The organism is Candidatus Limnocylindrales bacterium (assembly GCA_035571835.1).
Taxonomy (GTDB): Bacteria; Desulfobacterota; Binatia; order UBA1149; family CAITLU01; genus DATNBU01.
In genome coordinates, this window is the sequence record DATNBU010000029.1 from 214,631 (window position 1) to 235,947 (window position 21,317).

The following is a 21,317-nucleotide window of genomic DNA, read 5'->3' on the forward strand; positions in this document are numbered from 1 at the left end:
CAGCCGCTCTGTCTGCGCGTCTACGCCGGCTCGTCCGCCGGCAGCGCGAACCCGGTCGTGCGCGCGAGCACGACGAACGCAGCAGTCGCCGACACCGCTCCGATCGCGAACACCGCCGAAAATCCCGCCGCTTCGGCAACCGGTCCGAGCGCGGCCGCCCCGCCCCATGCGCCGAGATTGAACGTGCCGGCGAAGACGGTCATCAGCCGCCCGCGTTCGGCGGTGACCGTGTGCTCGATCGCCAGCGCATTGAGAGCCGGGAACAGCACCCCGTGCGCGAAGCCGAAGACCGCGCCGATCGCGACCAGCGATGTCGGCCCGAAACACGCCACGTACGCGACGATCAGCACGTACGGAACGAGCGCGGCCACGGCAACGCGCCGCCTTCCGTAGCGATCCGGAACCCAGCCGGCGAACAGGCGCACCGTACACGCCGCTGCCGCGTACGCGACGAAGAACGATCCGACGTCGCGGTAGCCCGCGGCGAGCGCGGCCGGCTGCAGAAACGTGAACATCGATGCGAACGCGATCGCGGTCAGGAACGTGACGCTCGCGTAAGCCTTCGTCGTGCTGCGCCTCACGACGGCGAGCAACGAGCCGCCGGCCGAGCGCACCACGCGCCGCTTCGACGTGGTCTCGAGCACGAGCGCGGCCGAGATCAGAGCAGCCAGCGCCGCCAGCGTGAACGCCGCAGACCAGCCGGCGGCGCGCGCGAGCGGTTCGTCGATCGCCGGTGCGATCGCATTCATGATCAGCATGCTGCTGCCGGCCAGCCCCACGGCCTCGCCGAGCCTCTCCGCGGGCGCGAGCTCGCAGACCAGCGTCGAGAACGACGCCATCTGCATCGTGAATGCGACGCCCTGGAGGATGCGCAGCACATAGACCATCGGCCCGAGCGAATTCGCGAGCGCGAATCCGATCGACGTTGCGGCCAGCAGGAACGCCGACGCCGCGAACATGCGCCGCCGCGAGACGCGGTCGATGCACGCGCCGACGGCAACACTGGTGATCACCGAGGAAATCCCGAACACGCCGGCTGCCCAGCCGATCTGCGAAGGCGTCGCGCCGAACTCGACGGCGAGATATTTCGGCATCAGGTGAAAGCTCGAGAACGAGAAGCCGTACGCGGAGCCGGCGACGAGCAGGCGCACGAAAGCGGGCGTCCACAGCAGCGTGCGCGGAGCCAGCTCTGCGGCGATACCGGGGGAAATTGTCGTCAGAACCGTACTCTCTCGCATCGTCTCTCTCCGGACGAAACGCAGCTATGCGCTTCGGCATCGCCGAGGCCGGACCGGAAAGAGAAAGCGGAAAGGAGGAGGAGAAGACCGCTTCAACCTTCGGCCGGCTTCGGCGAAGGGTTGCGGTCGGTGATGCTCAGCGCGTCAGACCAACCGCGACGCTTCAGCGCCATGCCAACGCATGTGCTGCGACGTTACTGGAAGGTTTTTGGCGGCGGCGAACATGACGATCGTGTTTGTACGCGGTCATGCGTTCGAGGTCAAGGCTCGTGCGAGTGTTTTCATGCGGATTCCGGCTCGGATCTGCGCTTCTTGTCGAGCTCTTCGACCACCCACGAGTACGCCGCAACCGCGGGTGGAAGTCCGATCGTGCTGGCGGCTAGTGCGACGACGTGGCGGATTTCTGCGTCGCTGCACCCTGCCCCTTTGGCTTTTCGCACACTCGAATGCACCGAACCCTGCTTGCCCGCACCGATGGCGACGGCAAGCTTGAGCAGGCGAAGCTCGCGAGGGCCGAACGGTCCAGCCTCCTCTGCAACACGCATCGCTTCCCAGGCCTCGCCGAGTTTTGGAAATTCCTCGACGAAGCTCGCGTAGGTTTTCGGCGCCGGTCGATCCATTGCGATCTCTCCTTCGTGGCAGCACGTCGCTGTCCATTGCTCGTTGCCGGCACGGCGTCGGCAGTTCAGCGGACGACGTTCTGCGGGCGGCCCTCCGCAAATGCGCGGATGTTGCGGACGGTAACTTCCATCAGACGCTTTCTCGCCGCCAGCGCTGCCCATGCAATGTGCGGCGTCACGAACGCCTTCGGATGCGATGCCAGCGGATGCGCAGCGGGCGGCGGTTCGGTCGATAGCACGTCGAGCGCCGCGTACGAAGGACGACCGGCGTCGAGGGCGGCCGCGAGCGCGACCTCATCGATGAGCGCACCCCGGGCCGTATTCACGAGGATGCTGCCGTCCTTCATCGTCGCGAGCAGCGCCGCGTCGACGAACCGCTCGTTGTCTGGCGTCAGCGGGCAATGCAGCGTGACGATGTCCGAGCGCGCAAACAGGTCCGCGACCGTTGTCCAGGCAAAATCAGAATACGACGGCGCGTTGCTGCGCGTCGGGCTGTACGCGAGCACATGCATCCCGAATGCATGGGCGAGCTCGCCCACCCGCTTTCCGATCGCTCCATGCCCGACGATGCCGATGGTTTTTCCGGCGAGCTCGACGAGCGGCCGTTTCCAGAACGAAAAATCCTTCGCGGCAGCCCATTCGCCATCGCGGACCGCGGCGACATGCTCACCGACGGCATTGGTGACTTCGAGGATGAGCGCGAAGACGTGCTGGGGCACAGACTCCGCCGCGTAACCCGGAACGTTGCAGACCGTCACGCCATGGCTGGTCGCAGCCGCGACATCGACCACGTTGACGCCGGTGGCAAGGATACAGACCAGCCGGAGGCCGGGAAGGCCGTCGAACGCATCCGCACCGAGGACGGTCTTGTTGGTCAGTATGACATCGGCGCCACGGGCCCGGACGGCGACGAGGTCGAACGGCGTGCGATCGTAGACTTCGACCGGACCGAGCTCGGCGACCGGTTCGAATGAGTTGTCGCCGGGATCGAGCGTCGCGCCGTCGAGCACGACGATTTTTGAGAACCGCGGCGAGGCGGAGCCGTCATCCTTCGCCGGAATCACGAAACACGCTGCCATCGCGAGGATGACGCGTGGACACTGACAGAAAAGTCAACAAAGTCGCGAGTCTGGTGATGAAAGTAACAGCCGGACATTCCCTGTTGCCGTAGCGTCGACCCCCGATGTAAGACGCGGTCCACCGGTCGTGATCTCGCGGGGGATCAGGACCGATTTTCGGTTCGTCAGCAAAAAGGAGCTTCTCATGGCGCACTACTCGCGGCTCATCCTTACCTCGACCGCTTTTGGTACAATTCTCGTGTTCACTTCCGGAGTGGCCAGCGCCGCCTTCGACAGCGACACGCTCCGCTGCCGCGCGGCTGTCGCAAAGTCCGGCGTCAAACTGACCAAATCCGTCCTCAAGGGGCTCGCGAGCTGCCACAAGACCGAAAACGGCGGCACCGACGTTTCGAGCGACTGCAACGACTCCATAACCGCCGATATCGGCGGGAAAATCGAGGTGGCAAGAAACAAGTTCACTGCCTCAGTCGAAAAGAAATGCGAGAACGTCGCTCCGGCGGACGCACTCTATGCGAGCTGCCCGATTCCTTGCGACACGGACGCTCCAAGCGTTTCGACGTTTGATGACGTCGCGACCTGCCTCCTTTGCATGGACCATGCGAGGCTCAAGGCATTCGCGGAGGAGGCCTACGGTTCCCCGGCGAACGCGTCGCTTACCGACGGCGAAATCCGCTGCCACCAGTCGATCATCAAGGCCAGCGCCAAACTGCTCACCTCCGCGCTGAAGTCCGTCGCAACGTGTCAGACCACCGATGAGGAGAGCGGGATCACGACCATCGATCACTGCACGGACACACAGTATGTCTCGCTCATCAGCACGGCCCACAGCCGCGCGTATGACATGATCGCGACCGGTGCGTGCGCCGATGCGACCCTGACTCCTGCGCTCGATCCCTGCGGCGGATCCTTGAGCGCCGCCAGCCTTGCATCCTGCGTGACACTCCAGGCGGACAACTCAGCCCAGCTTCTGGTTTCGCGATACCTCGAGCTTCCCACGACGACCACCACAACGACGACGACCACCACGACCACGACGCTTCCTTCGTCCATCGCGGCATGCCCTGGCAGCGCCGAAATCGTCACCGATGCCGGATACGGTTCGACCTGCAGCTCCAACGTCGATTGCGACGCTCCGCGCACCTGCGATTCGCTGGCCGGGCGCTGCACGACTGCGACACGGTTGGCGCTCGGAACGTCCGGCATCGGTCACGGGAAAGACACGAATGACGGCGACAAGCTCGACGTCCTGCTGTCGTGCCCGGGACCGGCGGGCCCCGGTTGCGGCGAGTGCGCAGTGGCGGGTATCGACCCCGCCGCCGACAACTGTCGTTGCAGCAATTCGAACGGCGTCTGCACCGGCATGTCCGATTCCTCCGCCGATTGCCCGATGTGCGGCCCGGGCCCGAAACGCGGTCTTCCATGTACGCTCGACGCGGAGTGCTCGGTGTCCGGAGGCTGTGCCCGCCACTGCCTGTCTCCGTCCTCGCAGACATGCACGTCGAATGCCGACTGTCCGGGCAGCGCGTGCTCGTCGCTTACCAAGTGCAGCAACAATGCGATGTGCAGCACCAACGCGGATTGCACGGGAACGTGCTCTGGCCAGGCGGCATGCGATTGCTTCGTCGACACGCCGACTCCGCTGGTCTTCGGCGGAACGCCGGCATGCCTGCTCACCAAGCTCTCGCAGGACATCGCCGGCACCCTCAACGTGGATTCCGGAAGCAGTGCGCTGGCGATGCACACGCGGCTCGTCACCTACCTCGGGGACCTCGTCGTTCGGCCGTGTCCGGTATGCGGCGGCGTCTGCAGCAACAACTCCGCGCTCGCATGCACGATCGACAGCGACTGCGACGTCGGGAACTCGTGCATTCAGGATACACCGGGGGACGAGATCCGCGGGGGGCTCTGCATCGGCGGCAGAAACGCGGGAGCGAGTTGCGACGTGGACGCGACCAACTCGAGCCTGCCGGCGCATGCCGACGCCGCGGGAGGAGGCGGTTACAGCTACGACTGCCTGCCACACATCGGGAAAAACGTATCGGGTACCGGGCTGCCGCAAGACTACGTGCTCACGACCGGATCGAGCTCCATGACGGCAACCGTGCCGTGCGGGATCGATCCGGACGAGAATTGCCTGTGCCGCGTCTGCGTGGGGTCGGAGCAAGGATGCAACAGCGACTCCGACTGTTCGGGCGTCGCCAGCACGTGTGCCGGATCGAGCAGCCTGACGTGCAGCTCGGACCTCGACTGCCAGAACGTCGCGGCCGGCACCTGCTCGCCGAGCGTCCACCGATGCACGCAGGCATTGTCCGTCACGTGCACGTCCAACAGCGACTGCAGGCAAATTCCTGACCTCGGCCCTTGCACTGCATCCACGTGCTCTACCGATTCTTTCGGTCAGGATTCCGAGCCCAACTCCTGCGACGGTTTCGCATGCACGGATCTTGGAGGTGGCGAGGGCCAGTGCACGACCGGCCCGGACGACTTCTACTGCGACGCGATCGTGCATGCCGACGGCAGCGGCATGCTCGCGTGCGGCTCGAACACGGACTGTGATCCGCTCAATGTCGGTGTCGATGCCGGGGATTGCACGATCACGGAGCGGCGAGAGTGTTTCGCCGGCACGATCAGTGCGACGGGATCGCCGGATCCGCAGCACCCTGTGGCCGTCGAAACGCACTGCCTGCCGTCGACCGCGAACGCCGGAGTGAACAACGTTCTCGGACTTCCCGGAGCGGTCCGAAAGGTCGCGCAGCAGGAGCTCACTAGCTTCTGCTCCACGTCCCCGACGACTCCATACACGCCGGGAGGCGGAAGCTGCCCGTAACGACGTAACAGTTACGAAGATCCGCGGCGGGCAAACCCTCCACGCCGAGGATCGAGTCGACGCCCCGGTGCTCGCGCGCCCGGGGCGTCGTCGTTTGCGTCGGACTTACTTCGGCATCGCGACGGCGTCCGTGCACGTCAGATCCGTGAGCAGCGCGGCGTAAAGACCTTTCTTGAGCGCCTTGCACGCGTCGCGGCTCTTGCCGGCGAGCGGTCGCACCCGTTCCACAGCGCTCGAAATGACCTCGGCGTCGGCCGCTGCCTGGTCGACGATTCCCATCCGCACGCAATCGTCGGCGCCGAAGCGTCCGCCCGTCAGCACCGTTTCGCGGAACGCGCGCGGGCCGATCTTCTCCTTGATGAGCGACGTCATGCCGAGCACCAGCGGCATTCCGAGATCGAGCTCGGGCAGACAGAAGAAGCCGCGATCGCTTCGCATCACGCGCCAGTCGTGCGCGAGCGCGAGCATGCCGCCGCCGGCAAATGCGTGGCCGCCGATCGCCGCGCAGGTCGGGAATGGAAAGGCAACGATGCGCGCAAACAGCGCGAGCACGGTCGCGAGGAACCTCATCGCATCGGCGTGCTCCTGTTGCGAGAGCCAGTCGAGGTCGAGGCCGTTCGAGTAGAACTTTCCTTCCCCGGTCGTCACCAGCGCCGCGGCGCCGCGACAGGCTTCGACCTCGTCGAGCGCCGCGTTCATTGCGCCGATGAAATCCGGATTGAAACGATTCTCGCCGGTCTTCATGCGCAGCACGAAGACGTCGCCGTCACGGCTCAGGTCGAGCTCGGCCATGCTGTCCCCTCCTTCTCGCGAGTCGGCGGTTCCCACGCCCGCGACATCGTGTGGATGCCGCAGGCGCTGGAACGTTTCGCCCGATGTGTCCGTGCCGACAAATGGCAATCGACGCGGACGAAGAATCGAAGAGCCTTCAGTCGCGGCGATACATCGTCACGACGGCCGCGCCGCCGAGACCGAGGTTGTGCTGGAGCGCAACTTTCGCACCGGCGACCTGGCGCTTGTCGGCCTCGCCGCGAAGCTGCCAGTTGAGCTCCGCGCACTGCGCGAGGCCGGTGGCGCCGAGAGGATGTCCCTTCGAGATCAGCCCGCCCGACGGATTGACGACCCACTTGCCGCCGTACGTGACGGCGCCCGAGTCGATCAGCTCGCCGCCTTTTCCTTCCTCGCAAAGGCCGAGCGCCTCGTAGGTGATGAGCTCGTTGCACGAGAAGCAGTCGTGCAGCTCGATCACCTGGACGTCCTTCGCGCCGAGGCCGGCCTGCTTGTAGACCTTCTCGGCGGCCGTGCGCGTCATATCGGAACCGACCAGCTTGATGCACGAATGCTCTTCGAACGTCGACGGGAAGTCGGTGGCCATCGCCATGCCGGCGATCTCGACCGCGTTCTTCTCGAGGCCGTGTTTCTTGACGAAGTCTTCGCTGGCGAGAATCGCGGCGCCCGCGCCGTCGGACGTGGGGCAGCATTGCAGCTTGGTGAGCGGGCCGTAGACGGTCGGCGCGTTGAGGATGTCCTGAAGCGAATACTCGTCGCGGAACTGCGAGTACGGGTTGTTGACCGAGTGTTTGTGGTTCTTCTGGCCGATGCGCGCGAACGATTCGGCGGTCGTTCCGTACTTCTCCATGTGCTCGATTCCGGCGTTGCCGAAGAACTGCGGCGCGCCGGGAGCGCTCGCAAAACCGCGCAGCGACACCATCTCGCCGAAGTGCTTGTCCATCGGGTTGGTGCGGTCCTGGAACTTCATCCCGAGCGAGCCCTTCTCCATCTTCTCGAAGCCGAGCGCCATCGTGCAGTCGGCGAGGCCGCCTTCGATGAACTGCTTGGCCATGAAGAGAGCGGTCGAACCGGTCGAGCAGTTGTTGTTGACGTTGTAGATCGGCACGCCGGTGATCCCGAGCTCGTAGACGGCGCGCTGGCCGGCGGTCGAGTCGCCGTAGCAGTAGCCGACCGCGACCTGGTCGATCTTGTCGAACGAAACTCCTGCATCGGCGAGCGCCTTGGTTCCCGCTTCCCTGGCCATGTCGGGATAGTCCCAGGCTTTCGATCCGGGCTTTTCGAACTTGGTCATGCCGACGCCGACGACGAATACTTTCCTGCCCATGGAGATCTCCGTTTCTCGGTCCCGCTTCGCGAGGCCTTTGTTAGAGGCCGTGCTTCTCACGGCCGATGGTCCCTGGCCGTGCGATGGCATCGGCCGGTGATGTGGTCCGGGCCGTCGGGGCCCGTGGTGCACGATCTTGCAGTTATCCGAACACCCCGTCGAAAGCGAGCACGCGGACAGGCTGCGTGCAGATGCCCGAATCACCGGGCTTCGGGCGTCCCTGCTCCCTGCCTCCGGCCGCATGCCGGCCGACCCGTCCGTTGCGCTGCCCGGGGCGCGCTGGTTGAATCCGCCGCCTTCCGGATCCCGACCGGCGAGAGGAGAAGCCGTGGCCGAAAAAATCGAGCTGACCGACGAAATGAAGTCCCAGATCGGAAAGGAATCCCCGCCGTGGGATTTCGAGGTGACGACGACGAGCGTGCGCATGTTCGCGCGCGGCGTCGGCTACACCGATCCGGTCTACTACGACGTCGAGGCGGCGCGGAAGGCCGGCTATCCGAACCTGCCGGCGCCGCCGACCTATCTCGGCTCGGCGGTGTTTCTGCCCGGCCGCTCGAGCGATACGTTCAGCGGACCGACGGAAGGAATCCCGTCGGTCAACCATGGCCTGAAGGGCCTTCTCGACGGCGGCACCGAGACCGAATACCTCGAACCGATCTGCGCCGGTGACACGCTGGTGGCCGTGCAGAAGCTCGAGGACATGAAGGTCGCGAACAGCACGGCGCTCGGCGGAAAAATGCTCGTCGTCACTGTCGGAACCACCTACACGAACAAGGCGAGCGGCAAGCTCGCCGCCAGACAGACTTCGCAGGTCATCTACTACTGACGATCGGACGACGGACGCGGAAACGCGGCCGCACCGCGAGCGACGGAGACCACGCATGCCCCGTTTCGAAGACATCAAGGAAGGCGACGAGCTGCCCGAGCTTCGCAAGAAGCCCACCCTTCAGACTCTCGTCAAATATTCTGCCGGCAGCGGCGACTTCAATCCGTTGCATCACGACTACAACTTCCCGCAGGCCAGGCAGATCGGCTCGATCATCGTGCACGGGCGCTTCAAATACGCGTCGCTCGGCGAGCTGGTCTCGAACTGGGTCGGTCACGCCGGACGCATTCGAAAGCTCTCGTGCCAGTACCGCGGCATGGATCTTCCCGACAAGGAATTCGTCTGCCGCGGAGTCGTGAAGAAGAAGTCCGAAGACGGCGGGGAAAAAGTCGTCGATCTCGAGATTTGGGCGGAAAACGCCGAGGGAAAGAAGACGACGCCGGGCGCGGCGACCGTAGTGTTCGCGTAGCGAAAGGCGGCCGCGCGCTCAGATCTCGCGGAGCCGCGCGCGATCGGCGTCGCGTTCGATTTCGGCGAGCAGCGTTTTCTTCCACTCCTCGAACTCGGGGCCGTCCCACGCGCGCTCGTCGCCGCTCGCATAGGCCAGGGAATTTCGATGATACAGCCAGGCGTTCATCCGGTTTGCACGCGCACAGTCGCGGCTGCGAATGACCTTGCCCGGAATGCCGGCGACGATCGAGCCCTGAGGAAACTGCGAGCCTTCGCTCAGCACCGACCCGCCTGCCACAATCGAACCCGCACCGAGCACCACGCCGTCCATCAGGACCGCTCCGATGCCGATCAGGCAGTCGTCGCCTACGGTCGCGCCGTGCACGGTCGCATGATGCGTGATCGAGCAGAAGTCGCCGATCACCGTCGGATGGTCGTACCCGATGTGAAGCATCACGAAGTCCTGGATGTTGGTCAGACGTCCGATGCGGATCTCCTGGCTCTCGGCGCGCAGGACCGCGTTCGGCCACAGCGACGATCCGCGGCCGATCGCAACCTTGCCGTAGATCTGCGCCGACGCGGCGATGCGAACGCCCGGGAAGCGATCGTCGATCTTCGAGTTCATGCGCACTGCGATGCCGCAGCCGCGCCGTGTTCGCAATGGCCCGCCGGTGCGAAACGAGCGCGACCGTTGCGTGGGGCCTGCTGACGATGGCCGACTCCTCGTTCCGGCCGCCCGCGTGGCTGCCTCACGTCGCGTCGGTCGCCGTCGCGACGGTGATCTTCACGCTGATCTACGATCCGTTCCATGCCAGCGCACTGTCGTTCCTTGCGCTTACGCCGGTCGTACTGGTGTTCGCCGATCCGCGCATTCCCTGCACGCTTCGCCGCGCGGCGCTGTGCGGCTTCGCGTTCGGGCTTTGCGCGTCGATGGCGATCGTCGGTCCGTGGATGTTCGCCGCAGCCGTCGACTACTTCGACCGCAGCGGCGTGTGGTCGTTCTCGTTCACGCTCGCGATCAACGCGCTTTACGTCGCGCTGTTCTACGTTCCCGCATTCACCGCCATACGGCTGCTTTCGATCACGCCGCCTCTGGTGCGGATCTTCGGTGCGGGGTCGGTCTGGATCGCGCTCGAAGCGTTGCGCGCGGCCGATCCGGTCGGGAACGCATGGGCTCTGCTCGGGCAGGGCCTGATGGGGATTCCGCTGATTCGCGAAGCGGCGGCGTTCGGCGGCGTGTGGCTGCTCGGCTGGATTGCGGCGATCTGCGGCTCGGCCATCGGCGTGGCGCTTCAGCCCGACCTCGGAACGCGCGATGTGCTGCGCAGCACGCGCATCGTGGTCGCGGCTCCGCTGTTGCTCGCGCTGCTCGGAATCATCGCCCGCTACGGAGATCGCTCGTTTGCGCCGCTGCAGCCGCTGCGGGTTGCGATCGTGCAGGCCGAAATCCCGAGCCGCGACGTATGGGATCCCGCCAAGCGCATGGAGCACTGGGACAGCTACGTGTCGGCAACCGAATCGCTGGTTCCTGGAACCGTCGACGTGGTCGTATGGCCGGAAAGCGCCGCACCGTTTCTGCTCGACGCCGACGCTTCGGCGCGCGCGCGTCTCGTCGAGCTTTCGACGAAGCTCAACGCGGCCATCCTGCTCGGCGCCCCGCGGACGCAGCCGACATCGACCGGCCGCGCGGCGCTGCTGAACAGCGTGTACTTCTTCTCGCCGGGAATTCCCGACCCGAAGACGTACGACAAGCGGCGCCTGCTCCCGTTCGTCGAACGTGCGCCGGTCGCGGCCGCGGGCGAGCGCGAGACGGTCGAATACACGGCCGGCGCACTGCCGGTCCTGTTCGATGTGCACGGCTGGCAGCTCGCGCCGCTGCTCTGCTTCGAAGCGATCTATCCGGAGTATTCGCGCGCCGCCGTCCTTGCCGGCGCACATCTGCTCGTCAACCTGTCCAACGATGCATGGTTCGCCGGCGGCGCCGGCCCCGAGCAGCACTTTGCGATGAGCTCGCTCGCGACGGTCGAGTTCCGGCGCTCGATGGTGCGTGCCGCAAACGGCGGAGTCTCCGGCGCGATCGGCCCGGACGGAGCCGAAATCGGCTACACGATTCACCGGCAGAAAGCGGTTCGGATCTTCCAGATTCCGACTCCGCCACGAACGATCACGATGACCGCCGAGCGTGGCGACATCATCGCGTGGATTGCCGGAGCGGTCGCGCTGCTGTGCCTCGCGCTGTCACTGCGCCCGGCTCGCTCCGGATAGCCGCCGCCGCTTCAGCCTTCGCGCGGTGGGATCAGCAGGTGCGAGACCTTGTGCAGGAAAGCCATCTGCCGTGAGAGCCCTTCTTCGGAAACCGGATCGACGCCGAAGACCTGATGGACGAGCGGTGCCATCGCGAAGTACCCGACAATGAGATTCTGAAACCCGAGCAGCAGCAGCGGCAGCTCGTGCTCCGGCCACAGCTCGGCTGCACGGCTTGCGCGAAGCACATCGATGCCGCGCTGGTAGACGGGTTCGAACCACCGGCCGGCGATGCGCGCGATGCGCTCGCCGCCCGCCAGTGTTTCGTAGTGGATCAGCTTGGCGAGGTTGGGGCTCTGCGCGAAGTGCCGCACGACCTGGTCGATGGCCTGATCGTCATCGTCGCGCGTGCGCTCGCCGACCAGCAGGTCGGACAGCATCTTCAGGACCGGCGTCAGGCCTCGATCGAGAACCGCTTCGTAGAGCTCTTCCTTGCCGGCGAAGTGGTTGTAGAGGCTGGCGGGATTCAGGCCCACGCGCGCGGCGATGTCCCGCACCGGGGCGGCCCCGAGGCCCTTCTCGGCGAACACCTGCTCAGCCGCATCGAGGATGCGCTCCCGGGTCGTACGGGCATCGGCCGTGTCCAAAGCTTCGTTAATCATCCGTCGGGTGCCCTTTTCGGCCGATTGAGCCCATCGAGGCCTTGCCGCGCCGTGTAAAACCTGTTAGCCAACAAACGTTCGTTCATGGCGCGTCATTCATCCAGACCCGGTAATCCGGCTGCCGTTCCATCCAAGGCCCGAGGCGGGCGCGAGTCTAGGACGTGACGCGAACCAAGACCAAACAGGGGGACCTTCGATCATGAGTTTTGTCGATCTCGACCTTTCGAATCCGGATTGTTTCGACGGCGGCTTCCCCCACGAGTTCTTCCGCGCGCTGCGCCGCGAAGATCCGGTGCACTGGAACGACACCCGCCACGAGGTCGAACGTAACGGCCGCGGCTTCTGGAACATCACCAAGTACGAAGACGTCAAAATGATGTCGCGCAATCCCCTGCTGTTCTCGTCATGGGAGGGCGGCACCAACATCTTCGAGCTCTCCGGCGATGATCTGCACGGGTCGCGCTCGATGATGCTCAACATGGACCCGCCCCAGCACGTCAAGTACCGCCGGCTGGTGGCCCACAACTTCACGCCGCGCATGATCGACCGGCTCGAGTCCCACATCCGCGACCTCGCGCGCGAGATCATCGACAACATCGCCGAGCGCGGAAGCTGCGACTTCATCATGGACGTTGCTGCCCAGCTGCCGATGAAGACGATCATGGAAATCGTCGGCGTACCCGAAGAAGACCAGCAGCGCCTGTTCGACGTGACCAACAAGCTCGTCGGGTTCGACGATCCGGAGTACCAGGGATCCTTCGACGAAGGCCGCATGGCGGCCGCCGAAGTCGCAATGTACGGGCAGAAGCTGGCCGACCTGGTGTCGGAATGCCCGATGGACAACCTCGCGAGCGCGCTCTACCACGGCAAGGTCGACGGCCAGTCGCTCGACCCGCTGCAGTACAACTACTTCTTCCTGATGCTGATGGTTGCGGGCAACGAAACCACCCGGACGATGACCGCGCACGGCATGCGCCTGCTGATGGAGCATCCCGATCAGCGCCGCAAGCTCATCGAAGACCCGTCGCTCATCCCGAATGCCGTCGAGGAGTTCCTCCGCTACAACCCGCCGGTCATGTACTTCCGGCGCACGCTGACCGATGACTTCCAGCTGCGTGGCAAGCTGCTGCGCAAAGGCGACAAGGTCGTCATGTGGTACCCGTCGGCCAATCGCGACGAGGATATCTACGCCGATCCGGATCGCTTCGACGTGACCAGGAACATCCCGGAGCACCTCGGCCTCGGCATCGGCGAGCACTACTGCCTGGGTGCAAGCTTCGCGCGCGCCCAGCTCCGCTCGATCTTCACCGAGATCCTGACGAGGCTGCCCGACATGCAGCCGGCCGGCCCCATGCGGTTCCTGCGCTCGAACTTCGTGCAGGGGATCAAGGAAATGCCGGTCCGGTACACGCCGGCCCGTCGTACTCCGGCGCCGCACGCCAGCGGTACGGTCACCTCGGAGCTCTTTGCAATGCCCGAGACCAACGGCGCGGCAGCTGCCGACGTAGCTGCCCCGTCGGGATGCCCCTTTCACACCGGTCCTTCCGGACAGGTCCCGGCTTAACCACGCAGCGCGAAGCCGATACAGTCACGTCCCATGAAAGTCGTCGTCGACTACGACCTGTGCGAAGCCAATGCCGTGTGCATGCGCATCCTGCCCGAAGTCTTCCAGGTGGATGACAAGGACAACCTGAACATCCTGATCGAGCATCCGCCCGAGGAGATGCGCGCCAAGCTCAAGGAGTGCGTGCGGCTGTGTCCCCGGCAGGCGATTTCGATCGCCGAAGACTGATTCTTCGGCGCGCTGCCTCGACCGCTCCCTTTCTCGCAAGTCGCATCGCCAACCTGGCGATATCCCCGTTACAGTGGGAGTGGATCATCGCGCGCAGCGCGGAGAGCTCGCGATCGAGCTGCGTGGAGAGAAGACGGATGTCGAGACGGCAGAGATGGGGCAGTCCGCGGATCCGGCCTGGCCGGCACGGGCGGGTCGCCAGCGCGTTGCTGCATTGCCTTGCGGCAATTGCTGTCCTGTCGGCGGCCGCAAAGCCGGCTTCCGCTTACTCCGTGCTTACCCACGAAGCTGTCATCGACAGCGTGTGGGACGATTCGCTCCGGCCTGCCCTCCTCGCCCGCTTCCCGAAAGCCAGCCCCGACGAGCTCCGCAAGGCGCACGCGTTCGCCTACGGCGGCGTGATCGTGATCGACATCGGATACTACCCGTTCGAAGTGCCGTTTTACTCCGACCTGACCCACTACGCGCGCTCGGGCGAATTCATCGAGAATCTGATTGCCGATGCCCGTACGCTCGACGAGTACGCGTTCGCGCTCGGCGCGATCGCCCACTTCCCCGGCGATTCCAACGGGCACTCGCTCGCGACCAATCGCAGCGTTGCCCTTCTGTATCCGAAGCTGCGGAGGAAATACGGGGAAACCGTCACCTACGCCGACGACGACAAGTCCCACACGCAGACCGAGTTCGCGTTCGACGTGCTTCAGGCTGCGCGCGGCCGCTATGCTCCCCAGGCTTACCACGACTTCATCGGCTTCGAAGTGTGCGAGGATCTTCTCGAGCGCACGTTCGTCAAGACCTACGGACTGTCGCTGGATGACATCTTCGATCATCGGGATTTCGCGATCGGTTCGTTCCGCTTTGCGGTCCGCACGCTGGTGCCGAACGCGACGAAGATGGCCTGGCAGATCAAGAAGGACGAAATCGTAAAGTCGAACCCCGGAGTCGTCCGGGAAAAATTCGTCTACGAGATGTCCGTCAAGGACTACGAGAAGGAATGGGGCACGAGCTATACGCACGCCGGCGTAGGCACGAAGATCCTGAGCGCGATCATCCGCGTGCTTCCCAAGATCGGCCCGCTCAAAGCCTATGGCTTCGAGGCGCCCACGCCCGAAGCGGAACGTCTCTACGTCGAGAGCTTCGACCGCACGGTTTCCGACTATCGCCGCCTTCTTGCGGATGCCCGCCGCGGAAAGCTCGAGCTGGAAAACCGCAATTTCGACACCGGAAAGCCGCTTCGTCTCGGAGAGTACGTGCTTGCCGACCAGACCTACGAGAAATGGCTGCGAAAACTCGAGCGCGCCAACTTCCGCAACGCGACGCCAGAGATACGCCGCGACATCGAGGCGTTCTATTCGACCGAGCCTCCCGCAGTGGCTTCGACCGCGACCCGCGCGCGACGCGCCGAAGCCGAGGCCTCGCAGAAGAGCATCCGCGAAGCACGCAAACTGGTGAGCAGGCTCGAGGCCGCAACCGATCCGCCCGACCGGCTCGCGAAGCGTTAGCCGTCAGCGGCCGAGAAAATTGGGCTTGCGCTTTTCCTTGAAGGCCCTCGGACCTTCCTTGGCGTCTTCGGTCGAGAACACTTCCATTCCGAGCCGCATCTCGAGCTCACGGGCCGCTTCTTCGGTCAGCCCCTCGGCTTCGAGCACCGCGCGCTTGATGTTGCGGACCGCAACCGGGCCGTTCTCGGCAATGCGGTCCGCGATCGTGCGCGCAACCTCGAGCGCAGTACCGTCCGGAACCACGCGGCCGATGAGGCCCATGTCGAGCGCTTCGCGCGCGCTGTAGTGGTCGCCGGTCAGCAGCACTTCCATTGCGCGCGTGAACGGAATCTGGCGCGGCAGCCGCGTCGTCGAGCCGCCCTGCGGGAACAGTCCCCATCGCACTTCCGAGACGCCGAGCTTCGAGCTTTCAGCGGCCACGCGGATGTCGGTGGCCTGCAGGATCTCGACGCCTCCGGCGATGCACGAGCCTTCGATGGCGGCGATCAGCGGCTTGATTGTCCGACGGCTGCGCAGCAGGCCGCGGAAGATCACCTGGTAGTCGTCGCGGATGCGCTGCTCGAAATCGTTCTCCGGCGGCAGGCCCTTGAGCGAGCGCGAGACCAGCTTGTCCAGATCCGCACCGGCGCAGAAATGACCGTGCGATCCGGTCAGGATCGCCACCCGCACGCCGTCGTCGGAATCGATCATGTCCCACGCATCCGACAACCGGCAGATCATCTCCGGGTTGAGCGCGTTGCGGGCTTCGGGACGGTTCATCGTGACGGTCACGATGTGGCCGTCGCGTTCGACGAGAAGAGCGGGTTGTTCGGACACGTGCACAGACTCCTTGAGATTCGAAGATGGAGACGCGGACGTCACGACGCCGCGCCGGACGCCTGTGCGGCCGCGTAGCTCGCCGCCCAGCGATAATCCGGCTTGCCGCTCGGCTGGCGCTCGACGCGCTCGACGAAACGCACGACGCGCGGAACCTTGTAGCCGGCGACTTTGGTGCGGCAGTGACGTTCGAGATCCTCGGCGCTCGCGCCGGCTCCGGGACGCAGCTGCACGAGCGCGGCGACTCTCTGTCCCCAGCGCTCGTCGGGAATGCCGACGACGACCGCATCGAGAACGGCATCGTGCGCCTTGAGCGCGGCTTCGACCTCTTCGGGGAAGATCTTCTCGCCGCCGCTGTTGATGCACACCGAACCGCGACCGAAGACGCGGATCGAGCCGTCGGCTTCCACGGTCGCGAGGTCGCCCGGCATCACCCAGCGCACACCGTCGATCTCGAAGAACGTCGCCGCCGTCTTCACCGGATCGTTGTAGTAACCGACCGGGATGTGCCCGCGGCGCGCGAGCTTGCCGACGACGCCCGAGCCCGGCGCGACGGGCTTTCTGTCGTCGTCGAGCACGCAGTTGGTCTCGTTCATGTAGAATAGCGGCCCCTGCCCCGCCCCGTGGCCAGTGCCGGGCGCCATCGAGCCTTGGTGACCGGTTTCGGTCGCACCGAAGCTGTCGACGATCATCGTCGACGGGATTGCCGCGCGGAGCTGTTCCTTGACGGCCTCCGACAGCACCGCGCCGGCCGAGCCGATCACGAATACCGACGACATGTCGGCCTCGTCGCCGAGCGCCGTGATGGCCTCCGCAAGCGGCCGCGCCATCGCATCGCCGACGAGCGTGACGGTATTGACCTTTTCGTCGCGGATCAGGCGCGCGACGATCTTCGGATCGAAGCTCTTGCCGCGCTGCAGGATGCATTTGCCGCCGCCGAAGAACGCGATGATCGAAGCCCATTCCGCGGCTCCGTGAATCAGCGGCGCGGCCGGCAGGAACGTAAGGCACATCCCGCTGTGCACGATCTCGGCGAGCTGCTCGCCGCGCTCGATCGGCGGTCCGCCGGGATTGCCGCCCTGCAGGCCCGCATAGAGCACGTCTTCGTGGCGCCACATCACGCCCTTCGGCATGCCCGTCGTGCCGCCGGTGTAGATGATGTAGATGTCCTTGCCCGAACGCGGCTCGAAGCCGCGCTCCGGCCTCGACGATGCCACGGCGTCGTCGTAGCGCGTGGCGCCGGCGAGAAGCTCGCGCGGCGCGCTCGTGTCGTCGACTTCGACGAGCACGCGCATCTTCGGCGCGTTCGCCCGCACGGCGGCGAGGCGGTCGGCGAGCTCCCTCTGGTAGAACAACGCGACGAGGTCGCTGTCGTTCAGCAGATACTGCAGCTCGTCCTCGACGTAACGGTAATTCACGTTGACGGGCACTGCGCGGATCTTGAACGCCGCGAGCATCGCCACGAGGTACTCGTGCCCGTTGTAGAGATACATGCCGACGTGCTCGCCGGCCTTGACGCCGCGATCGGCGAGAAAGTGCGCGAGACGATTCGCCTCGCGGTCGAGCTCCGCGTACGTGAAGCGCCTGGTCCCGCAGATCAGCGCCTCGCGGTCGGGCACGGTGTCGGCGACCAGCTCGAAAAGGTCGGCGATGTTCAGCTCCATCGGCTGTTTCTGTTCCTCGCTCAAGGCTTTTCCGCTCCGACCATCCACATCGAGAAGAACTGCGAGCCGCCGCCGTATGCGTGGCCGAGCGCGATCCTCGCGCCGTCGACCTGGTGCTCGCCGGCCGAGCCGCGCACCTGCATCGCCGCTTCGGCAAAGCGCAGCATGCCGGACGCACCGATCGGATTGGACGACAGCACGCCGCCGGACGGATTGATCGGAAGGTCACCGTCGAACGCGGTCACGCCGTCGAGCGACATCTTCCAGCCTTCGTTCAGCTCGGCGAAGCCGAGGTTCTCCATCCACATCGGCTCGTACCAGCTGAACGGCACGTAGACCTCGGCGGTGTCGATTTCCTTTCGCGGATTGGTGATGCCGGCCTGGCGATAGACGTTCTGCGCGCACTCGCGGCCCGCGCGCGGATTGATCTGGTTGCGGCCGGGAAACATCGTCGGCTCGCTTCGCATCGACGTGCCGAGCACCCAGGCCGGCGCGGCCGGCGCTTTTCGGGCTGCACTTTCGTCGGCAAGCACCATCGCGCATGCGCCGTCGGACGACGGACAGCACTCGAGGTAATGCAGCGGATCCCAGAGCAGCGGCGAGTTCGCGACGGTTTCGATGTCGATGTCGGGCAGGTGCAGATGCGCGAACGGATTGCGGATCGCGTTCTTGCGGTCCTTGACGGCGACGCGAAGCCCGACATCCGCCGGCGCTTTCGAGCGGTCGATGTACGCGCGGATGATCGGCGCGAAGTAACCGCCGGCGCCGGCGACGAGCGGCGGCTGGAAAGGGATCTTCGGAGTGATTGCCCAGGTGGCTTCGCTTTCGGACTGCTTCTCGAATGCGACGGTCAGCACACGAGAGAACTGCCCGGACTGCACGAGGTGCGCCGCGACGATCGCCGTCGAGCCGCCGACGCTGCCTGCGGTGTGCACGCGGATCATCGGTTTGCCGGCGGCTCCGAGCGCGTCTGCAAGAAACAGCTCGGGCTGCATGACGCCTTCGAACATGTCGGGCGCCTTGCCGATCACGAGCGCTTCGACGTCCTTCCAGTCGAGGCCCGAATCGGCGAGCGCCGCGAGCGCCGCTTCGCGCACGAGCCCGACCATCGACAGGTCGCCGCGTTTGGCCGCGTGGCGGGTCTGGCCGACTCCGATGACTGCGCACTGACGTGCCATTACTCTCCCTCCAGGACGCAGACGAGATTCTGCTGAAGGCACGGGCCGGACGTCGCGTGCGCGAGCGTGCGGCGCGCTTCGCCGCGATGAATCGCGGACGCGGCCTCGCCGATGCGGATCAGGCCGGCTGCCATCATCGGATTGGCGGCAAGGGCGCCGCCCGACGGGTTGATGCGTGTGTTTTCGCCGATGCCCATTTCCTTGCGAAGCAGCACCTCCTGGTGCGTGAACGGCGCGTACATTTCGGCAATGTCGATCGGACCCTTGTCGGCGCCGGCCTTCTTCGCGGCGATGCGCGCGGACGGGCATGTCGTCAGGTCGCGGAGGCCGAGCGACTGCGGGTCGACGCGATGGTCGAGACCGCGGATCCATGCCGGCGTGCGCCGAGTCTTCTCGCAGAGTGCGCGCGCGACGTCGCCGCAGGCGAGAACGACGGCCGATGCTCCGTCGGAGATCGGCGCGCAGTCGTGCCTGCGCAGCGGCGACGAGATCCACGGCTGCGCGAGCAGCTCGTCGGCCGCGAAATCGCCCTTGAGCTGTGCGTAGCGGTTCGACTTCGCGTCCTTGCGGCTGCGGATCGCGACGTCGGCCATTTCACGCTCGCTGGTCAGCCCCGCGTCGATCATCGCACGCGCCTGCAGCGCCGCGACGCTGATCGCGTCGGGCCCGAGCGGAGCGACGAGGTACGGATCGAGCTGGAACGTCATCACGTCCGGGAGCTCGCCGACCGACGACTTGCCGAAGCCGAAGACCAGCGCGGTGTCGATGTCGCCGTGCTGCAGGCGCGTCCATGCTTCGGCAAGCGCCCACGCGCCGTCCATTTCGACGTGCGATTCCTCGATCGGCGGCCATGCGCCGACGCCGTCGAGCGCCATCACGAACGAGAACGGCACGCCGGCCAGATAGTCGCAGCTTCCGGAGACGGTAAAGCCGATGCGATCTCGCGTCAGGCCCGACGAAGCGACGGCCTCGGCGACGACCGGCATCAGGATCTCGACTTCGTTGTGCACGATGTCGCGGCGCACGGACGGCGCCTGGGCAAAGGAAATCACGGCGACGTCACGCATCAGAGATGACTCCAGTTCAACCGCATCAGAGATGATGCTTGTTCCATACGCATCAGAGATGCTCCTTGAACGACTCGTAGGATGCGTCCGGTTCGCCGGTCGGGCGCATGTACTTGATGTTTTCGAGCGACGGCTTGCGCTCGGACGGCTCGCACCAGACCGCTTCGACGCGCATGCCCATGCGCACGTCTTCGACCGGACATTCGGCAAGCAGGCAGAAGAACGGAAGATCCGCGCCGTCGAGCACCACCGATGCGCAGACGTACGGAATCTCGACTGCCTGTCCGTAGAACGGCAGGTTCACAACACAGAACGTCGTCACGGTGCCCTTGCTCGACAGCTCGACCTGTTCCCTGGTCGGGATCGCGCACGTCGCGCACGATCCGCGCGGCGGCATGTAGACCTTGCCGCATTGCGGACAGCGCTCCGCAAGGATGCGCCCTTCCATCATGCCCTTGAGGAAACGCGCCGGCGCTTCGCCCGGAGTGATCGTGAAATCCAGGCGGCTCGGGATCGTCACCATCTTGATCGGAGCCGGAAGCTCGCGTTTTTCGGTCGTCGAAGCTTGTCCGCTCACGATGCGGCTCCTTCGGGCTCGAAGCATTCGATGTCGGAAATCATTCCGACGCGCTCGGGTTTCCAGCGCGCCTTGACGCGCATGCCGGTCTTCATGCGGTCTTCGCTGCCCGCGTCCACGGCGTGCAGCAGTGCGCTCGCGCACCCGTCGAGGCGCACGAGCGCCCATGCGAACGGTTTCTTCATCGGATGTTTCTCGCGCGGCTCGCGAACCCAGGACCACGTCGTCACGGTTCCGGTGTCGGCGACGTCGCAGAGATCGGTGAGCGTGGCGCAGGTGTCCGGGTCGAACTCGGGCGGCGGCACCAGGATCCCGGCGCTGCTTCGTATGCCGAGGATCCGGCCCTCCTTGAGCCCCGCGAGGAAGGTGCCGACCACGGTGCCGGTCGAACGCGTGTACGGGTACTCCAGCGTGTGCGTCGCCGAGAGCACCCCTTCGTAATGTTTGAGCTTGTCCTGACTCATCGGGATGTGGGGACCTCCAAAAGTGGAACACGTTCTACACGGACCATGATTCTCTGCCAACGCCTGTTGGTACGGCGCGCCGACCCTGCACGTGCGCGGGCCGGCCACGTCCGCGCAACGCACCGCGGGCCGGATTGCTTTGAGGAACGCCAGTCGTTAGACCCCGGGCGCCGTCGGCCCCGGGCGATTCGGCCC

At 65.4% G+C, this 21,317-nt stretch carries 20 protein-coding genes; 7 read left to right on the top strand and 13 right to left on the bottom strand.

Features of this window, described 5'->3' with window-relative positions:
* Positions 1 to 20: 20 nt before the first annotated feature.
* The 3 genes from VN634_13375 to VN634_13385 all read right to left on the bottom strand — a co-directional run bounded on the left by VN634_13375 (position 21) and on the right by VN634_13385 (position 2,922).
* Positions 21 to 1,238 carry an MFS transporter gene (locus tag VN634_13375; GenBank protein ID HXC51873.1) on the bottom strand — a complete coding sequence of 406 codons (1,218 nt, stop codon included), beginning with the start codon at positions 1,236 to 1,238 and terminating at the stop codon, positions 21 to 23.
* Positions 1,239 to 1,519: 281 nt separating this feature from the next.
* Entirely contained in the window at positions 1,520 to 1,858 is a 339-nt protein-coding gene (locus VN634_13380) for a carboxymuconolactone decarboxylase family protein (GenBank protein HXC51874.1), read from the bottom strand.
* Positions 1,859 to 1,923: 65 nt separating this feature from the next.
* Positions 1,924 to 2,922: a D-2-hydroxyacid dehydrogenase gene (locus VN634_13385; GenBank protein HXC51875.1), complete on the bottom strand. Its 999-nt coding sequence runs from the start codon at positions 2,920 to 2,922 to the stop codon at positions 1,924 to 1,926.
* 199 nt (positions 2,923 to 3,121) lie between these two features.
* Between VN634_13385 and VN634_13390 the strand changes: the two genes are divergently transcribed.
* Positions 3,122 to 5,764 carry a hypothetical protein gene (locus VN634_13390; GenBank protein HXC51876.1) on the top strand — a complete coding sequence of 881 codons (2,643 nt, stop codon included), beginning with the start codon at positions 3,122 to 3,124 and terminating at the stop codon, positions 5,762 to 5,764.
* A gap of 105 nt (positions 5,765 to 5,869) precedes the next feature.
* Here the strand turns inward: VN634_13390 and VN634_13395 are convergent, their stop codons facing one another.
* Positions 5,870 to 6,556 carry an enoyl-CoA hydratase-related protein gene (locus VN634_13395; protein HXC51877.1) on the bottom strand — a complete coding sequence of 229 codons (687 nt, stop codon included), beginning with the start codon at positions 6,554 to 6,556 and terminating at the stop codon, positions 5,870 to 5,872.
* A gap of 136 nt (positions 6,557 to 6,692) precedes the next feature.
* Entirely contained in the window at positions 6,693 to 7,880 is a 1,188-nt protein-coding gene (locus VN634_13400) for a lipid-transfer protein (protein HXC51878.1), read from the bottom strand.
* Between the two features lie 328 nt (positions 7,881 to 8,208).
* Here VN634_13400 and VN634_13405 point away from each other — a divergent pair, with 328 nt between their 5' ends.
* Together VN634_13405 and VN634_13410 are read left to right on the top strand one after the other, a co-directional pair.
* Entirely contained in the window at positions 8,209 to 8,706 is a 498-nt protein-coding gene (locus tag VN634_13405) for a MaoC family dehydratase N-terminal domain-containing protein (GenBank protein HXC51879.1), read from the top strand.
* Between the two features lie 55 nt (positions 8,707 to 8,761).
* Positions 8,762 to 9,175, top strand: a complete 414-nt coding sequence (locus VN634_13410; protein ID HXC51880.1) for a MaoC/PaaZ C-terminal domain-containing protein — start codon at positions 8,762 to 8,764, stop codon at positions 9,173 to 9,175.
* Between the two features lie 18 nt (positions 9,176 to 9,193).
* Here VN634_13410 and VN634_13415 read toward each other — a convergent pair whose 3' ends face one another.
* Positions 9,194 to 9,781 carry a gamma carbonic anhydrase family protein gene (locus VN634_13415; GenBank protein ID HXC51881.1) on the bottom strand — a complete coding sequence of 196 codons (588 nt, stop codon included), beginning with the start codon at positions 9,779 to 9,781 and terminating at the stop codon, positions 9,194 to 9,196.
* 35 nt (positions 9,782 to 9,816) lie between these two features.
* Here VN634_13415 and lnt point away from each other — a divergent pair, with 35 nt between their 5' ends.
* Positions 9,817 to 11,421: an apolipoprotein N-acyltransferase gene (gene lnt / locus VN634_13420; protein ID HXC51882.1), complete on the top strand. Its 1,605-nt coding sequence runs from the start codon at positions 9,817 to 9,819 to the stop codon at positions 11,419 to 11,421.
* 11 nt (positions 11,422 to 11,432) lie between these two features.
* Here lnt and VN634_13425 read toward each other — a convergent pair whose 3' ends face one another.
* The gene (locus VN634_13425) at positions 11,433 to 12,062 is read right to left on the bottom strand and encodes a TetR/AcrR family transcriptional regulator (GenBank protein HXC51883.1); all 630 of its coding nucleotides are present in this window, start codon (positions 12,060 to 12,062) and stop codon (positions 11,433 to 11,435) included.
* 199 nt (positions 12,063 to 12,261) lie between these two features.
* Between VN634_13425 and VN634_13430 the strand changes: the two genes are divergently transcribed.
* From VN634_13430 to VN634_13440, 3 genes are all read left to right on the top strand, one after another.
* Positions 12,262 to 13,626 carry a cytochrome P450 gene (locus tag VN634_13430; GenBank protein HXC51884.1) on the top strand — a complete coding sequence of 455 codons (1,365 nt, stop codon included), beginning with the start codon at positions 12,262 to 12,264 and terminating at the stop codon, positions 13,624 to 13,626.
* Positions 13,627 to 13,659: 33 nt separating this feature from the next.
* Positions 13,660 to 13,854, top strand: coding sequence for a ferredoxin (locus VN634_13435; GenBank protein HXC51885.1), 195 nt, complete (start codon positions 13,660 to 13,662; stop codon positions 13,852 to 13,854).
* A 272-nt stretch (positions 13,855 to 14,126) separates the two neighbouring features.
* The gene (locus tag VN634_13440) at positions 14,127 to 15,356 is read left to right on the top strand and encodes a zinc dependent phospholipase C family protein (protein ID HXC51886.1); all 1,230 of its coding nucleotides are present in this window, start codon (positions 14,127 to 14,129) and stop codon (positions 15,354 to 15,356) included.
* Positions 15,357 to 15,359: 3 nt separating this feature from the next.
* Here VN634_13440 and VN634_13445 read toward each other — a convergent pair whose 3' ends face one another.
* Genes VN634_13445 through VN634_13470 form a run of 6 tightly spaced genes read right to left on the bottom strand, consistent with a single transcriptional unit; the run spans position 15,360 to position 21,122 of the window.
* Positions 15,360 to 16,172, bottom strand: a complete 813-nt coding sequence (locus VN634_13445) for a crotonase/enoyl-CoA hydratase family protein (GenBank protein ID HXC51887.1) — start codon at positions 16,170 to 16,172, stop codon at positions 15,360 to 15,362.
* Positions 16,173 to 16,213: 41 nt separating this feature from the next.
* A complete protein-coding gene (locus VN634_13450) occupies positions 16,214 to 17,860 on the bottom strand; it encodes an acyl-CoA synthetase (GenBank protein ID HXC51888.1) in 1,647 nt (548 codons plus the stop codon).
* The gene (locus VN634_13455) at positions 17,857 to 19,014 is read right to left on the bottom strand and encodes a thiolase domain-containing protein (GenBank protein ID HXC51889.1); all 1,158 of its coding nucleotides are present in this window, start codon (positions 19,012 to 19,014) and stop codon (positions 17,857 to 17,859) included. The genes VN634_13450 and VN634_13455 overlap by 4 nt, the downstream gene beginning before the upstream one ends.
* Positions 19,014 to 20,081: a thiolase domain-containing protein gene (locus VN634_13460; GenBank protein ID HXC51890.1), complete on the bottom strand. Its 1,068-nt coding sequence runs from the start codon at positions 20,079 to 20,081 to the stop codon at positions 19,014 to 19,016. Before VN634_13460 ends, VN634_13455 begins: the two co-directional genes overlap by 1 nt.
* A gap of 52 nt (positions 20,082 to 20,133) precedes the next feature.
* Positions 20,134 to 20,658 carry a Zn-ribbon domain-containing OB-fold protein gene (locus VN634_13465; GenBank protein ID HXC51891.1) on the bottom strand — a complete coding sequence of 175 codons (525 nt, stop codon included), beginning with the start codon at positions 20,656 to 20,658 and terminating at the stop codon, positions 20,134 to 20,136.
* Positions 20,655 to 21,122, bottom strand: a complete 468-nt coding sequence (locus VN634_13470; protein ID HXC51892.1) for an OB-fold domain-containing protein — start codon at positions 21,120 to 21,122, stop codon at positions 20,655 to 20,657. Before VN634_13470 ends, VN634_13465 begins: the two co-directional genes overlap by 4 nt.
* Positions 21,123 to 21,317: the final 195 nt, after the last annotated feature.

Coding starts and splice junctions, on each gene's coding strand:
- VN634_13375 (HXC51873.1), bottom strand. CDS start 1,238: ATGCGAGAGAGTACGGTTCTGACGACAATTTCCCCCGGTATCGCCGCA.
- VN634_13380 (HXC51874.1), bottom strand. CDS start 1,858: ATGGATCGACCGGCGCCGAAAACCTACGCGAGCTTCGTCGAGGAATTT.
- VN634_13390 (HXC51876.1), top strand. CDS start 3,122: ATGGCGCACTACTCGCGGCTCATCCTTACCTCGACCGCTTTTGGTACA.
- VN634_13395 (HXC51877.1), bottom strand. CDS start 6,556: ATGGCCGAGCTCGACCTGAGCCGTGACGGCGACGTCTTCGTGCTGCGC.
- VN634_13400 (HXC51878.1), bottom strand. CDS start 7,880: ATGGGCAGGAAAGTATTCGTCGTCGGCGTCGGCATGACCAAGTTCGAA.
- VN634_13410 (HXC51880.1), top strand. CDS start 8,762: ATGCCCCGTTTCGAAGACATCAAGGAAGGCGACGAGCTGCCCGAGCTT.
- VN634_13415 (HXC51881.1), bottom strand. CDS start 9,781: ATGAACTCGAAGATCGACGATCGCTTCCCGGGCGTTCGCATCGCCGCG.
- lnt (HXC51882.1), top strand. CDS start 9,817: ATGGCCCGCCGGTGCGAAACGAGCGCGACCGTTGCGTGGGGCCTGCTG.
- VN634_13425 (HXC51883.1), bottom strand. CDS start 12,062: ATGATTAACGAAGCTTTGGACACGGCCGATGCCCGTACGACCCGGGAG.
- VN634_13430 (HXC51884.1), top strand. CDS start 12,262: ATGAGTTTTGTCGATCTCGACCTTTCGAATCCGGATTGTTTCGACGGC.
- VN634_13435 (HXC51885.1), top strand. CDS start 13,660: ATGAAAGTCGTCGTCGACTACGACCTGTGCGAAGCCAATGCCGTGTGC.
- VN634_13455 (HXC51889.1), bottom strand. CDS start 19,014: ATGGCACGTCAGTGCGCAGTCATCGGAGTCGGCCAGACCCGCCACGCG.
- VN634_13460 (HXC51890.1), bottom strand. CDS start 20,081: ATGCGTGACGTCGCCGTGATTTCCTTTGCCCAGGCGCCGTCCGTGCGC.
- VN634_13470 (HXC51892.1), bottom strand. CDS start 21,122: ATGAGTCAGGACAAGCTCAAACATTACGAAGGGGTGCTCTCGGCGACG.